The sequence below is a fragment of the Nostoc sp. genome (assembly GCF_036917675.1).
Lineage (GTDB): Bacteria > Cyanobacteriota > Cyanobacteriia > Cyanobacteriales > Nostocaceae > Nostoc.
Map to the genome: position 1 here is coordinate 71,593 of NZ_JBALCT010000071.1, position 14,324 is coordinate 85,916.

At 41.8% G+C, this 14,324-nt stretch carries 17 protein-coding genes and 1 pseudogene; 9 read left to right on the plus strand and 9 right to left on the minus strand.

Going from position 1 to position 14,324, the window contains the following annotated elements; all coding sequences use genetic code 11:
• Nucleotides 1-212 precede the first annotated feature (212 nt).
• The gene (locus tag V7K31_RS27375) at nucleotides 213-1,493 is read right to left on the minus strand and encodes a S41 family peptidase (protein WP_335098687.1); all 1,281 of its coding nucleotides are present in this window, start codon (nucleotides 1,491-1,493) and stop codon (nucleotides 213-215) included.
• 336 nt (nucleotides 1,494-1,829) lie between these two features.
• Complete coding sequence (locus V7K31_RS27380) at nucleotides 1,830-2,210, minus strand: hypothetical protein (protein ID WP_335098690.1); 381 nt, start codon at nucleotides 2,208-2,210, stop codon at nucleotides 1,830-1,832.
• A 295-nt stretch (nucleotides 2,211-2,505) separates the two neighbouring features.
• Between V7K31_RS27380 and V7K31_RS27385 the strand changes: the two genes are divergently transcribed.
• A complete protein-coding gene (locus V7K31_RS27385) occupies nucleotides 2,506-3,765 on the plus strand; it encodes a sensor histidine kinase (RefSeq protein WP_335098692.1) in 1,260 nt (419 codons plus the stop codon).
• A gap of 2 nt (nucleotides 3,766-3,767) precedes the next feature.
• Complete coding sequence (locus V7K31_RS27390; protein WP_335098695.1) at nucleotides 3,768-4,415, plus strand: response regulator transcription factor; 648 nt, start codon at nucleotides 3,768-3,770, stop codon at nucleotides 4,413-4,415.
• A 268-nt stretch (nucleotides 4,416-4,683) separates the two neighbouring features.
• Here the strand turns inward: V7K31_RS27390 and V7K31_RS27395 are convergent, their stop codons facing one another.
• The 6 genes from V7K31_RS27395 to V7K31_RS27420 form a co-directional block, all read right to left on the minus strand.
• The gene (locus V7K31_RS27395; RefSeq protein WP_335098698.1) at nucleotides 4,684-5,364 is read right to left on the minus strand and encodes a tetratricopeptide repeat protein; all 681 of its coding nucleotides are present in this window, start codon (nucleotides 5,362-5,364) and stop codon (nucleotides 4,684-4,686) included.
• 193 nt (nucleotides 5,365-5,557) lie between these two features.
• Nucleotides 5,558-5,881: a XisI protein gene (locus tag V7K31_RS27400; RefSeq protein ID WP_335098700.1), complete on the minus strand. Its 324-nt coding sequence runs from the start codon at nucleotides 5,879-5,881 to the stop codon at nucleotides 5,558-5,560.
• Complete coding sequence (locus V7K31_RS27405; RefSeq protein ID WP_335099169.1) at nucleotides 5,851-6,123, minus strand: element excision factor XisH family protein; 273 nt, start codon at nucleotides 6,121-6,123, stop codon at nucleotides 5,851-5,853. Before V7K31_RS27405 ends, V7K31_RS27400 begins: the two co-directional genes overlap by 31 nt.
• Nucleotides 6,120-6,314 (minus strand): element excision factor XisH family protein, encoded by a 195-nt coding sequence (locus tag V7K31_RS27410; protein ID WP_335098702.1) that lies wholly within the window; start codon nucleotides 6,312-6,314, stop codon nucleotides 6,120-6,122. The genes V7K31_RS27405 and V7K31_RS27410 overlap by 4 nt, the downstream gene beginning before the upstream one ends.
• Nucleotides 6,315-6,495: 181 nt before the next feature.
• Complete coding sequence (acs, locus tag V7K31_RS27415; RefSeq protein WP_335098705.1) at nucleotides 6,496-8,469, minus strand: acetate--CoA ligase; 1,974 nt, start codon at nucleotides 8,467-8,469, stop codon at nucleotides 6,496-6,498.
• Between the two features lie 44 nt (nucleotides 8,470-8,513).
• Nucleotides 8,514-8,660: a CopG family transcriptional regulator gene (locus V7K31_RS27420; protein WP_196525298.1), complete on the minus strand. Its 147-nt coding sequence runs from the start codon at nucleotides 8,658-8,660 to the stop codon at nucleotides 8,514-8,516.
• Nucleotides 8,661-8,698: 38 nt separating this feature from the next.
• Between V7K31_RS27420 and V7K31_RS32000 the strand changes: the two are divergent.
• The 7 genes and pseudogenes from V7K31_RS32000 to V7K31_RS27450 form a co-directional block, all read left to right on the plus strand.
• A pseudogene (locus tag V7K31_RS32000) lies at nucleotides 8,699-8,779 on the plus strand (transposase); the annotation flags it as partial.
• Nucleotides 8,780-8,793: 14 nt separating this feature from the next.
• Nucleotides 8,794-9,507 (plus strand): hypothetical protein, encoded by a 714-nt coding sequence (locus V7K31_RS27425; protein WP_335098708.1) that lies wholly within the window; start codon nucleotides 8,794-8,796, stop codon nucleotides 9,505-9,507.
• A complete protein-coding gene (locus V7K31_RS27430) occupies nucleotides 9,488-10,612 on the plus strand; it encodes an RNA-guided endonuclease InsQ/TnpB family protein (RefSeq protein WP_335098711.1) in 1,125 nt (374 codons plus the stop codon). Before V7K31_RS27425 ends, V7K31_RS27430 begins: the two co-directional genes overlap by 20 nt.
• A gap of 33 nt (nucleotides 10,613-10,645) precedes the next feature.
• Nucleotides 10,646-10,867 carry a hypothetical protein gene (locus V7K31_RS27435; RefSeq protein ID WP_335098713.1) on the plus strand — a complete coding sequence of 74 codons (222 nt, stop codon included), beginning with the start codon at nucleotides 10,646-10,648 and terminating at the stop codon, nucleotides 10,865-10,867.
• Between the two features lie 30 nt (nucleotides 10,868-10,897).
• Entirely contained in the window at nucleotides 10,898-11,626 is a 729-nt protein-coding gene (locus V7K31_RS27440) for a Uma2 family endonuclease (protein ID WP_335098715.1), read from the plus strand.
• 92 nt (nucleotides 11,627-11,718) lie between these two features.
• Complete coding sequence (locus V7K31_RS27445; RefSeq protein WP_335098717.1) at nucleotides 11,719-12,408, plus strand: hypothetical protein; 690 nt, start codon at nucleotides 11,719-11,721, stop codon at nucleotides 12,406-12,408.
• 68 nt (nucleotides 12,409-12,476) lie between these two features.
• Complete coding sequence (locus tag V7K31_RS27450) at nucleotides 12,477-12,920, plus strand: hypothetical protein (protein ID WP_335098719.1); 444 nt, start codon at nucleotides 12,477-12,479, stop codon at nucleotides 12,918-12,920.
• Between the two features lie 485 nt (nucleotides 12,921-13,405).
• On the opposite strand, the gene V7K31_RS27455 is transcribed toward V7K31_RS27450, so the two are convergent.
• Nucleotides 13,406-14,266: an Rpn family recombination-promoting nuclease/putative transposase gene (locus V7K31_RS27455; protein WP_335098721.1), complete on the minus strand. Its 861-nt coding sequence runs from the start codon at nucleotides 14,264-14,266 to the stop codon at nucleotides 13,406-13,408.
• Nucleotides 14,267-14,324 lie beyond the last annotated feature (58 nt).

Genomic DNA, 14,324 nt, shown 5'->3' on the forward strand with positions numbered 1-14,324 from the left:
GCAAAAAAGTTCTGAAGTAGTGGTAATTCATGAATTACCACTACGATAAATCAGGTTTTTGAGACAATTTTGCGTAAGGAACGTGGATTAAATAAAATACAAAACGTCATCCTGTCTCACGATCCCTCTCCTTTATAAGGAGAGGGATTGAGGGTGAGGTAAGTCGGGGACATAAATTGGATCTTATTTAATTCTTATTCCTAAGTTCTGACTTATTTCCCACGCTGTAAACTTAAATGATTAGCCTCAGACTGAATCAATTTGCTCAGGTCAGCAACGGCGTTAGCATACTGAGGATCAGCTAATGTCCCCAAGGTTCGATTTTGCACTAAGGCTTTCTGTTGTGCCTCAGTTAATTCCACAGTAATATCTGGTGCAATGCCGATATGATTGATATCTCGACCTTTCGGTGTGTAGTATTTAGCGATCGTTAGTTTCAGCGCCGAACCATCCCCTAGTGGCTCTACGGATTGAACTAAACCTTTACCAAAGGTGCGAGTCCCGACTAACCGGGCGCGATGATCATCTTGCAGCGCTCCCGACAGAATTTCGCTGGCGCTAGCAGATCCCTTATCGACCAGTATCACTAAGGGTTTATTGGTGAGAGGATGTCCCGACGCATTGTAGCTTTCTTTAACTTTGTCTCGATTTACCAAAGACACGATCGCTCCTTGCTTTAACCACATACTGGCAATTTGCAAACTCGCATCCAGGAGTCCACCTGGATCGGAACGCAGATCCAAAACGTAGCCCTGCACCTGTTGTTTTTCTAATGCTTGAATTGCTCGATGCATCTCTGCCGCCGCAGTTTGCGTAAATTCTGGTAAACGAATGTAACCAATCTTACCTAATTGTGTTGTTTGTGTATTGTAAGTTACAGGATGGATCGCAATATTTGCGCGGGTAAGTTTGAAAATTTGCGATTGGCTACCCCGTTGAATCGTGAGTACTACCTTGGTTCCCACCGGGCCGAGAATCTGCTTAACGGCATCCTCAATTTTCATCCCCTGAGTTCTTTGACCGTTAATCTGGACAATTACATCGTCGGGCAAAATACCCGCTTTAAAAGCAGGCGTTCCTTCAATCGGGGCAATAACAGTTAAGGCTTTGGTTTTTTCATTCAGTGCTAGTTCCAGCCCGACACCACTAAGGTTGCCAGAAAGGTCGTTATTTAGGGCTTGAAATTCCTGGGGGTCGAAAAACTCGGTGTAGCGATCGCCTAATTTGCCCACCATTTCTTGAATCGCCACATAAGCCTGTTTCTTGGAACTATAGGAACGGCTAATATACTGCTGTCGAATTGCTTTCCAATCTTGATGATTAAAGCTAACATCAACATAGTTTTTATCGAGGATTTGCCACACCTGATCCACGAGTTTTTGAGGACTAGGTTGAGGTTGACCTAGAACTTTGGAGGCGTAGAGACTAGTTCCTGTAAGGATTACTGCGATAACGGCGAGTTCTATCTTGACGAGTAATTTTTGCTTGAACATACTTTAATTATTGAATAACAATCCAAAATTCAGTAATACTTGAAGTAGGCGACTGAATACCCCACTGTCTCTGGTTCTCTCGTTACCATGCTCTGCGTGGGAATGGCTCATTAGGGGCTGCTGCCTCGAGTCAAACATTGAGTCAGAGCCTCAATGAATGCATTCCTATGCAGAGCATGGGAACGAGGAACTAGGAACAGAATGCAATCAGTAACGGGTTTCAATCCCACTGATTTAAAAAGCAACACCGAAATTTATATCCCAAGAAAACGACCAAATTTAAATGTCTAAAACCCTTACGTAACAGTAATTAAAAATTAGGAATTACGAATTATCTTAGGATTGCCCTTTACGGTGAGGATAGGCAGTCTTAAAAATATCCTGAATTTTAGTCTTTTGTTCAGCCGTAAGATTCAGGCTCAACACTGCTTGACGCATTTTTTCACCTTGTTGCAATTTCGCTGACAATTGCTTTACCTGATCTGGGGTCAGAACTGCCTCAATTTGCTTGCGAACTGCTTCGCGCTTCTGGGCGCGTTCTGGCGTATTCGCTCCAGGAGAGCTTGGCGCAGAAGTGTTGGTATCAGATACCTTTGTTCCACCAGAGTTGTCACCTTGAGACACATCTGGAGACTTAGAACTGTTGCAACCTGTCATTCCTCCAATAAGGATAGTTGCAAGTAGAAGGGTTGGTAAAATTATCTGTTTTTTAATCATTTACTTCTCTGGTTTTTGTTGTGTGTAATATGACTGTTCTGACTGAATTTCGATTTATGACTGCTTGAAGATGTTTGAAAAGTTGCTGCTTGACTCATACCAGCTAATCTTAAAAGTTGGCATGGGTTTGTGCATGAGCTAGAATTCCTAACCTGTCCAGTAAAAAAGTACTCAAGTTATTGTGACTTTTTTCCTAATTCAGGAATAGTTAATCAGTCAGAACGGCTCTATCGATATTAGAGACAGATTCGTTATATAGAAAGAAGAATTTCATCCTAAAATTGTGAAAATACCTATGGTTTTGTTACAAAGGCCATTGAGTTGGAACAGTTCTATGGTTCGCTTGACCTACCCATCGTTTCGTCTGTTGCTTTACCTAGAGTGGCTGTTATTAGCCACGGCAGTGTTTATGGAAGTTCTGCTGCCGTTTCAGTTGTGCTGGTCTTTGCTGCTACGAGTTCTGGCGATCGCCACTTTCAGCTTGATGGGCTTGAGACTACCAATGCTGAAGCTGGAAACAAAATTAGTTTATACAGCCTTGGAATTCGTTTTAATTTTGCTGCCAGCGACTCAACATATTTTATCTCCTCGCTCCGTTTTCCTGCTGTGTCTGGTACTGGTGATGCGGAGTTGTCTGATATTTAAACTATCAGGACAGTTGGTTGTCTTGGGTTCATCTCTGCTTTCTTATGGAATAATTCTTTTGTCAAGACCGATTGTACCTGAAAATTTTATGAGAGATAAGCTGATCGCTATGTCTTGGGATTGGCGATTAAGTAATATTTTATTGTTTTGCTTAACGTTAATATTCGCTTTATTGTTAATTAATGCCCTGCTTGCAGAGCGCCAAAGTCGAGAGCAGCTAGAAATTGCCCATCAGCAATTAGAGATCATCAATCAACAACTGTGCCAGTATGCGCTACGGATTGAAGATCAGGCAACTTTGCAGGAACGCAACCGAATTGCCCGCGAAATTCATGATGGGTTGGGACACACTCTCGCCGCCCAAACCATTCAGATTAATAACACTTTGTTATTCTGGCAATCAAATAATGACAAAGCATTGACATTTCTCAAACAGGCAAAGCAACAGGGGGCTGAGGCGCTGCTAGAAATTCGGCGATCGCTTTCTGTTTTGCGTTCAAATCCTTTGCAAGGGCAAACTCTCAAATCAGCCATTGAAAAGCTGCTGACAGATTTTCAGCAAACCACAGGTATTGAACCGTCCTGTAAAATTGATCTACCGCAGACTTTACCAACAGAAGTAAATACCGCCCTTTATCGGATTGTGCAAGAATCGTTGACAAATATTTGCAAACACGCTCAGGCGACGAATGTCACGGTTGGACTACTGGCTCATGCTGGGATAATTCATCTGTCAATCGAAGATAATGGTAAAGGATTCAACCCCACTCAAAATACAACCGGGTTTGGGCTACAAGGGATGCGAGAACGGGCGGTTGCACTGGGCGGTCAGTTGAATCTCCACAGTCAATTAGGAACAGGTTGTTGTATTTCTGTTTCTTTGCCACTATCAAAGCTATTGGTGTTTTAGCTATGATTCGGATTTTATTAGTTGACGATCAGCATCTGATTCGCCAGGGACTTAAGAGTATGCTTGAGTCGAATGCCCAGATGCAGGTAATCGGTGAAGCGGAGAATGGGCAACGGGCGCTTGAACAAATTGCCGCACTACAACCCGATATTGTGCTAATGGATATCAGGATGCCTGTTATGGATGGCGTTGCCGCCACAAAGGCGATCGCTCAACAATATCCTGAGATTAAGGTTCTCGTCCTCACCACCTTCGATGATGATGAGTATGTTTACCAAGCGATGCGGCTGGGTGCAAAGGGCTATTTGCTCAAGGACACCGAACCAGATGAATTAATGTTAGCAATTCTATCCGTTTACAAAGGACAAACGCTACTGGGTCCTGGATTGTTTGAGAAAGCGCTCATGCCGATTGCCGCACCTGTCGCATCTGTGGAACCTCGAAAAGAATTGGCGCAACTCACAGCCAGAGAATTAGATGTATTGCGGTTAATTGCTTGTGGAGCCAATAACCGGGAAATTGCCGAATCGCTGTTTCTTTCAGAAAACACTGTTAAGAATTATGTTACCAATATTCTGAGTCGGTTGAATTTGCGCGATCGCACTCAAGCCGCTTTGTTTGCCCATTCGTTGTTTGATGGACTTACCTAACGTTCTTCATGACTTTCGCTAATTAAAAATCAAATTAACCTCACCCCGATAAAAAATAAGCGGTTCTCCCCTCTCCTTAGTAAGGAGAGGGGTTGGGGGTGAGGTTTTGAAATGTACTGTACTAGATCGGGAAACGCTATAAGTAAGTGGGTCAAATTAAATATAAAACCTCACCCTGCCTCCGGCTTCCCTCTCCGATACTTTGGAGAGGGATTGAGGGTGAGGTTTGATCTTATATTTAATTACGCCTACCTACTTAATCTGATTTTCATGAAACACTAGGCTGATCAGCAGTTTTTATCTCTCGCAAGATTCGTTCGACTTGTTGAACTTTTTCACCTCTATTCTGTGTTTTAAAAATATTTAAAGCTTTTTCTAGAGAAGATAGTGCCTGGTCTTTTTTATTTGTTTGCCACAATGCCAGTGCAAAATTAGTCAGCCCCTCGCCATAATTAGGATTAATTTCTAGAGCTTTTTGATATTCAGTAATAGCTTCTTCCCAGCGACTTTGGCTAGCATAAACAATACCGATCGCATTGTAAGCTAGGGCGTATTTTGGCTGGAGGCGAATGGCTTCTCGATAAGAGCTAATTGCTTCTTCTGGTTGCTTTTGCCGAAAAAGTACGTTTCCCAGTTGAAAGTGTGCGAAAGCGTCTTCTGGGGATTTTTTAATGAATTTCCGTAAATTTTCCTCTGCACCTGTCAAGTCTCCCTGATTGTATAAAGCATTGGCTTGTTGCAGGAGCTGCGATCGCTCTGGTGTATCTGTGTTTGAAAACTGTGCTATTTTCTGCGGTTGTCTCTCAACAGACTGTTCAGGCGAATCCAAAGAAACTTTTGCAGGAACCGCTAACACTAATGGTGATAGACTAATTACAGTGATGATACTCAGCGTCATGCCACTAAAAGATTGAACAAATGCTGATTTTGATTTACTCTTCAGCTTCATCGTCCTCAATGCCTCAATAATGTCCTATTCTCATGATAAATGTGGGCGCGTTAGCGCGACAATTTCAGTTTCGCTGAATCTTAATAGGACTTACGCATCAAGTACGAAATGTCGGGGTAATTCATGAATTGCCCCTACCATAAATCAGGACTTTCACTGCCTTTTTGCATAAGTCATGCTTAATTTAGAGTTTTCATACACTAGCAGCTAGCTCTGATTCAGGCAGAAAAGCTAAAACGATATCTGGTGGAGAAATCCCCATTGCTATCAAATCTTGGGTTATGCCGTGTTCTATGCCATCATATTCAATATAAACCTTACCATTTTGTAGCGTTATATAAATTAGATTTCCTCTGACTCGCCGTTCTCTATCCCAACCCACTTGCATCAAAGCATACCTATCATGCGTTTCATCAAAGATTGGGTCGAGTCGAATATTTCCATGCGAGGGGCGAAGTTTAGCATATTGTGTAATTATCTGCTTGACTATTTCTCGATAGGTCGTGCTGGTATCCATTGTATGACCTCTACTGTTTGTAAATTGATGATAATTAATTTCAGTGGCATTTCTGTAATTACTAGTTGGCCAATTGGTTCATTAAAAATATTGTTATAGATAGTATCTGTAATTGCTAAATATAGTTCTCGCTCTGGTTCTATTCTACTCAGTAAAAGCTGATAGAGTGTATACTGTCCAACGGCTTGCTCTAAATCAGCAATAACAGATTGACCGCGAAAATCTTTAATTTCAATTGCTATTCGCTGATTTTCTTTTGTTGCACCGAAAAACTTCCTTGAGCTTGGTTAAATGTCGATGATATAGTAGCAGCCAAATCTATAAATAAGAATCGTTCCCCGTAAGAAATAACATAAGGGTCGTCAGTTATTTTCCAACCATCATTAATGATCGCTTGTTTGACTATATAGTGAATGCTATCTCTTGGTGGCATTAATTAATCAAAAGTAAGTTAATACTAGGATGTGTTTGATAGCCATGTATAACGATATTTCGAGCGTTATACATGGCATCTCCAATACAGGAAATGCCAATGCCTTCTCCCTTGGCGCTAACAGCAGTCGCTGATGCGGGAAACCCCTGTTCCCGCGCTGCTTCACCAAAATCTAAAATTGCTACGTACCTTCGCGCAATTTATCCAACACACTTCTATCTTCTAAGGTCGAAGTATCCCCAGATACCTCTTCACCAGCAGCTAGATTCCGCAGCAAGCGCCGCATAATCTTACCCGATCGCGTTTTGGGCAAAGCGTCTGTAAACCGAATTTCTCCCGGACGCGCGATCGCACCAATTTCGTTGACAACGTGCTGCTTGAGTTCTTTACTCAACTCTTCACTCCCCTGATAAGTACCTTCTAAAGTCACAAAAGCGACTACTTCTTCACCTTTAAGTTCGTCCGGTTTACCCACTACCGCCGCCTCTGCAACTGCTGGGTGAGAAACTAAGGCTGATTCTACTTCCATTGTACCGAGTCTGTGCCCTGATACATTCAATACGTCATCCACACGACCCATTACCCAGAAGTAGCCGTCTTCATCTTGTCTTGCGCCATCACCAGCAAAGTAAGTATAATTACCATCCTTGGGGGGAATGTGTTCCCAATAGGTGCGGCGGAAGCGTTCTGGATCGCCGTAGACTGTCCGCATCATTCCTGGCCAAGGATGTCGTACCGCCAGATAACCGCCTTCATTATTGGGTACGGTGTTTCCTTCTAAATCCACCACATCTGCGATAATTCCGGGGAAGGGAAGAGTTGCCGAACCTGGTTTGGTGGGAATTGCTCCCGGTAGCGGTGTAATCATGATACCGCCCGTCTCTGTTTGCCACCAGGTATCAACAATTGGACAGCGATCGCCACCAATTACTTTCTGATACCACATCCAAGCTTCTGGGTTAATCGGTTCGCCGACGGTTCCCAGCAAACGCAACGAAGATAGATTTCGCGCATTCGGATGTTGTTCTCCCATCTTAATAAATGCGCGAATTGCCGTAGGTGCAGTATAAAAAATATTAACGCCGTGTTTTTCAATTACATCCCATGTACAACCAGGATTAGAAGCACGGGGCGCACCTTCATACATCAAGGTTGTTGCACCGTTGGAAAGTGGTCCGTAGACAATGTAGCTGTGTCCCGTAATCCAACCTACATCTGCGGTACACCAATATACATCAGTATCTTGCAGATCGAATATCCACTTGGTGGTTATATGGCTATACAAATTATAACCAGCAGTTGTATGTACTACACCCTTCGGTTTGCCGGTGCTGCCAGAAGTGTAGAGGACAAATAGCATATCTTCACTGTCCATTGGTTCGGCGGGACAATCGGCTGATACACCTTTTTGTAAATCATGCCACCAATGATCGCGTCCCCCTAACTGCATATAAGTTTCTTGTCCAGTGCGCTTGACAACTAAGACATTTTCGACACTGGGAACAGCACCATCAGCTAAGGCTTTATCTACCTGTTGCTTGAGAGGGACGATCGCATCTTTGCGCCAACCACCATCAGCTGTAATTACCAGTTTAGCTGTGACATCAATTAAGCGATCGCGCAAAGCTTCGGCACTAAAACCACCAAATACCACGGTGTGGGGTGCGCCAATTCTGGCACAGGCTAACATGGCGATCGCAGCTTCGGGAATCATCGGCAGATAAATTCCGACGCGATCGCCTTTTTGTACACCCAGTTGCTTCAATACATTGGCAAGCTGGCAAACTTCCCGGTGCAGTTGGGAGTATGTGAGGGTACGCGAATCACCTGGTTCTCCTTCCCAAATCAATGCTGCTTTATTTTTGCGCCAAGTAGTGAGATGTCTGTCAAGGCAGTTGTAAGAAATATTAATCTTACCGCCAACAAACCACTTAGCAAAAGGCGGTTGCCAGTCTAATACTGTATCCCATTTTTGGAACCATTCTAATTCTGTTCGGGCCAAATCTGCCCAAAATTGCTGGGGATCGGCTTTGGCTTGAGCGTAGAGACGCTGATAGTCTTCCAAGCTTTTGATATGGGCTTTCTGTGAAAATTCCGAGGTAGGATGAAAGAGGCGATTCTCTTGTAGGATTGATTCTATAGTTGGTTGAGACATGGTTGGTTATGAGTGCGATCGCTATTGTTACCGGAAAAATGGGTTTAAAGCCCCGTGCTTCTAGCACGGCTTTTATTTAACTTCCGAATCATTTCTCTTAATACATCATTTTGAGTGCGGTCTGTTTGGGTACAGTATTCCAAAAGCATCTTATATTCTTCATCAGAACATCGCACAGTTAACTTTTTCATGCCGCCATATTGCCGTCAAAATATGCTAATATATTAGCATGAAGACATTAAAGTTTAAGTTGTACCAACACAAGCGAAATAGATACCTCAAGCGGTCAATCAATGCTGCTGGGGTAATGGAGGGAGGATGATCTTGACAGACTTAGCGCAATTTAAGGTTCAACGTATTAGAGCAGGCTCTAAATCGATTAAGGATTATGGCGGGATAAAAATCAACATAACCGAAAAAAAGGTTCAAGTGAAGTGTGATGTAATTGCCTGCGAACGAGTATGGCAAGGAAATTTAATTGACTACTTTGATAAAGACTTTCATGAGTGTCGATCGTGCAGGTTTAAAGGTAACAAGAACCCGCGAGGCATGGCAGGAAAGTCAGCTTGGAATAAAGGTCTAACTAAGGAAGATAACAACTCTATTAAGATGCAAGGAGAGCGGCATAGCGGTAAAATGAAGGGTGAAAAGAATCCTTGGTTTGGTGTGAAGTCAAATCATCATCCCTGTTATGGCAAAGCGCTGAGGGGAGATCAGAATCATTTTTACAAGGATGGAAAATGCTACGAAAGGGTTGGCGATCGGTTGAAGCCTGAACAAAAGAAATGGGCGAGATTGGTTAAAGAGAAGGGAGACTACACCTGTAATGCTTGTATACATAAAGGCGGCAGACTGGCAGCGCACCACCTTTATAGCTACTCTACTCACCCTCAATTAAGACTAGATATATCGAACGGGATATGCCTGTGTAATAGTTGCCACAAAAGCTTTCATGAGTGGAATGGAGGGCAAGTAAAACCATGTACTCCTGAAGATTATGTTTCATGGTTAAAACAATATGAAAACATTAAAATTTAAGTTGTATAACCACAAGCGAAATCGATTTCTGAAGAGAGTCATCAATGCTGCTGGGATTATTTACAATCACGCAATCGCTCTCCACAAACGATATTATCGAATGTGGGGTAAACATCTGAACTGTGCCAAACTTCAATCTCATATTGCCAAACGAAGGAAGCGTAATCAGTTTTGGCAATTAGTGGGATCTCAATCTGTGCAGGATATCTGTCAACGCATTGAGAAAGCCTACCAATTATTTTTTAAACGCAGCAAGAAAGGAGTAAGACCACCAGGATTTAAGAAGGTTAAAAAGTACAAGTCATTCACTCTAAAGCTTGCTGGCTATAAGCTTTTGGGCGGTAATCGGATCAAGATTGGGAATAGAGTTTATCAATATTGGAAGTCCAGAGAGATTGACTTAACTGTCAAAACACTGACCATTAAGCGAACGCCATTAGGTGAGTTGTTTATGGTTGTGGTTGTTGATAATTGTGCTGAACCAGAATTTGAAGTTAAGACAGGTAAAATCGCTGGCTTTGATTTCGGGTTAAAAGTGTTCCTTACTTGCTCTGACGGCTCCACAATTGAATCTCCTCAATTTTTGAAACAATCGATTAATACTATTAAAAAAGCCACTAGACATCATTCTAAAAAACTAAAAGGTTCCTCCAATCGAGAACGCGCAAGAAAGAATCTAGTCCGGAAATATGAGGATATCTCAAATCAGCGCTCTGACTGGTTTTGGAAACTGGCACACGATCTGACCAATAAATTTGATGTGCTGTGTTTTGAAACATTAAACCTTAAAGGAATGCATCGTCTTTGGGGACGTAAAATATCAGATTTGGCTTTTGGAGAATTTCTGCAAATATTAGAATGGGTTGCCAAAAAGAAACATAAACTGGTTGTGTTTATTGATCGGTGGTATCCCAGCACCAAGACTTGTAACCATTGCGGACATATTCTTAAAGAGTTGGATTTGTCGATTAGAGAGTGGCGCTGTCCATCATGTCAATCAGTTAATGGGCGTGATGAAAATGCCGCAAAAAACATTCTTATGGTTGGGGCATCAACCGTTAAGTTAGGTAATGTTAGACAGTCTCCGACTGCAATTACTGCTTGAGCTTAGAATCCTTGCCCTTGTAGGGCGAGGAGTATGTCAACTCAATTACTCACTTATACTTTTAAAAGTTTAGATCAACAACCAGCTGTTTGGGGACTGGCAACTAGCGGACTACGTTATCAATTTGTTTATTTAAGACATGAACAGCAACCAACTTATCAGTTAATGCCATTATTAAGTCTGAATCAATCTCCAGATGCGATTGAGTTCTTGCAAGTTTTTAAAGCCATCTGTAAGTTGCCGAATTTTCAGTAATAATGAATGTAAATCGCGGGGCGATCGCTGATGTCTGAACCTGCTACTCTAGAATTAATGTCTGATGGTCTTACAGAAGACGAAGTTATTTTTCCTCCTGGCGATATACTGAGTGACGAACCACCCTTGGAAAGTGACCTGCACCGAGAACAAATCGATTTGCTGATTCGCATCCTCAAATTATGGTGGCGAGAAAGGCAAGATTTCTATGCTTCTGGCAATTTGACGATTTATTACAGTCCTAACCAGAAAAAATCAGAACATTTCCGTGGGCCAGACTTCTTTGTAGTTTTGGGAACCGAGAAAAAAGACCGTAAGAGTTGGGTAGTTTGGCAAGAAGACGGCAAATATCCAAACCTGATTGTGGAAATTTTGTCAAGTTCAACCAGAGTAATTGATAAAGGCTTAAAAAAACAAGTTTACCAGGATACCTTCCGTACACCAGATTATTTCTGGTTTGATCCTGTAACAATGGAGCTTCAGGGATTTCATTTAGTTGATGGTAAGTATCAAGAGATTCAACCCACTACTGATGGACGTTTGTGGAGTCAACAGTTAGAACTTTATTTGGGAGTTTATGAAGGTAAATTAAGATTCTTCACTACTGAAAATCAATTGATACTATCATCTGAAGAACTGGCTGAACAAGAAAGTTTACGCGCTCAACAGGCAGAAGAACGCGCCCAACAAGCAGAGCAAGAAATTGCTCGACTGCGGGAGGTTTTACGTACACAGGGCATTGACCTAGAGAATATTTAATGACACCAGCAAATTAAGTAAAGACATTTTCAAGTTAAGATTTAGTTATAAATGTGTGAAAAAAGCGTTATCTTCTGAAAGTAGGGCATCGTTTGCAAGCTAAAGAGATTAAGGAGAAGCTAAAGTCCCTTATCGAGCAAGCCTCCTCGATAGATCATAATTTAGCGACAAGATTAGATGAAATCAATCGTTGGGTAAAGAATATTAAGCCAGGTTCGCTAACTGCAAAACCCTTTGTCGTTGCCTTTCTCCTAGAGGTGATTACGGATTCTACAATTTGGCTGATAATCAAATCCTTACCTTCAGAAGAAGAACAAAAAGCAAAGTTCGAGCAAATGACGGCGATTGAGAGATATTGGTATGGTTATCTCTTTCCTAGATGGTTCAATGCAAGTGACTCCAAGTTTTATATTTGGAAACAAAAATTGATGGCAGGCGAATTTAATCAGGTTGATCATGATATCATCAAATCAATAGCCCAAGATATTGTCAGTCGAGAAGGTAGTTTTTGGCAGCGTTATATCGCCGACCTTTCTATGGCAACAGATTTAATTGTTAGTCGTAACAATCAACCACTGTGTATTCAAATTACCAGTGTTAGTGAAGAACTTAATCACCAAAAGTACGAAGCTTGGCAAAATACACTGCGATCGTGGGAAATCGAGAGAGGACTATTCTTAAGTTACAATCCCAAGGACGCTAATTTTGTCAACCAGTTAGTCAACGTGGCACTGTATAACAGTGATTACCTTTCTGGTGGCAAATATTTAAAATTTTCGTGATTTTTCTGGAATTTGATATTCCAGATTTGGATTATAGCCTAAATACTTACGTGCTAATTAGAGCTTTTATGGCTAACAAAAGAGAAACTCACAGCTGCAACAATCAACTAGATACATTTGCGGAAGCTTTAGCAACAGCCCGACAAATGCAGCAAAGCTGGTTAACTTACGGGGTTGATTATGTCAATTTTTACGTTGAAGATGTAGATGGAGACTGGCTAGAAACGTGGGGAAATGACGAAATATTAGGTAATTATCGATTAGATGCTATTAAAGAATTTTTGGTAAGTAATGATAGTGTAGCTATCAAGGTAAGACAGTATTTAGGAGAGCGATCGCTGTTTGATTTTGCAGTAAACTTAGAAGAATCTTGGAGAATTTCTGAAACCAATGATCGGTTATCTGCTGTGAGAAACTTGTTAGCTGGTGAAGGGAATAGTGTTGATACAGATGATATTAGGTTATTGGATTTAGCAGATAGTCTGGTGGTAAAGTTGGCAGACATTTTGTGAACTTTTTAGTTGCGTAGTGGTAGAGTAAATTGCAATCAGAGGATGTTTGTAAAGTCAATAAGTATACTCGAAGCCTGTAATGAGATGAAGCTACACAAGTTTTGCCGCAGCCATATCTTTATTAATAAATCTCACACACTGCGTTCCTATCCCGCCTCGGAATAAATTCCGAGTCTCATAGCGAAAGTCCACTCAAGTGGACTGAATTGTTCATTTAGTCCACTTGAGTGGACTTTCGCTATTAGCCCTGAACTTCAGTTCTGGGCGGGATGTCGGTGAGCATGACATCTTCCGCATTCATTACACACCTCAAAATGTATAAATTTTATGAGGCAATTTCGTCTATTTAGCTGAAAATAGCTTTAATGTTTTCCGAGAGTCAATACCGCTCGCTTAAGCCCAAAAAATAAAATAAAAATGTGTAGCGACTGTCTTAAAAGTCAAGCGATCGCTTCTATCTTAGCAGCACCTACAGAGGATCGGACTTATCGCCCTGCTAACCATGACTGCAAATCAGCCACACTGGTAAAATCTAACAGTGCTTCACTCAAGTCTTCCAAAACAGGTAAAGGTAAACCAGTGATGGCAGAACGCATTTCTGGAGTTAGTTCGCCAAATCGCTTTGTTAGCTGTCGGTTAACTAGATTAACTGTTGCTTCCTCGCGCCCTTCTTCGCGCCCTTCCTCACGTCCTTCTTCCTTAATTTCCCGATAAACTCGCGTTTCCTGGAGTGTGATTCCCAGCATCGACTCTACCTCCCTTCTACTTAACTGCTCAAACTTGTACACCATAATCGTTATGATCATCTCTATTATGGCGCGACTTGTGGGCGATGATAGTTCTTGCCGAGTTCTGATTAATAAATACCTGGCTTGTTCTGGTGCAATTTCTTCCTTAACTGTCGTTAATACCATCAGCGCTACCCATAAAGGTAAGGTCTGAATATCCCCCAATTCATCTAAGTATATTCGATGCACTTGTCCGCCATTGAGCAATGAGCGATGGGGATGAATCTGGCTTTGTTCCAAACTGCGAGATGGGTAAATGATGACTACCTGCCAATCGCTAAATCTCTCACGGTTGCGGTAAAAATATAGTGATGACTCAGCAAATACTCTTTCGTAAAGCTGTTCATCTTTTTGGAATTGGACTTCACAAAAATACACTACTCCTGTACCGGCATTTTCTGGTGGGAGGAATACGCCGTCTATTTCAAATTTGGGTTCTTTGACTGCTACTGAGTCAAATCGATAGGCGTTAGCGTTTGTTGGGGGATTGGTCAATAATTCAAATAATAATGTGGGAGATTGTTGAAATAGTTTGTAAAATATTGAGTCTCGCCGCATGAAGTATTCTGATCTTGCTGAACTTGTTTACCTGTTAATTTTAGCTTCACAGACCAAT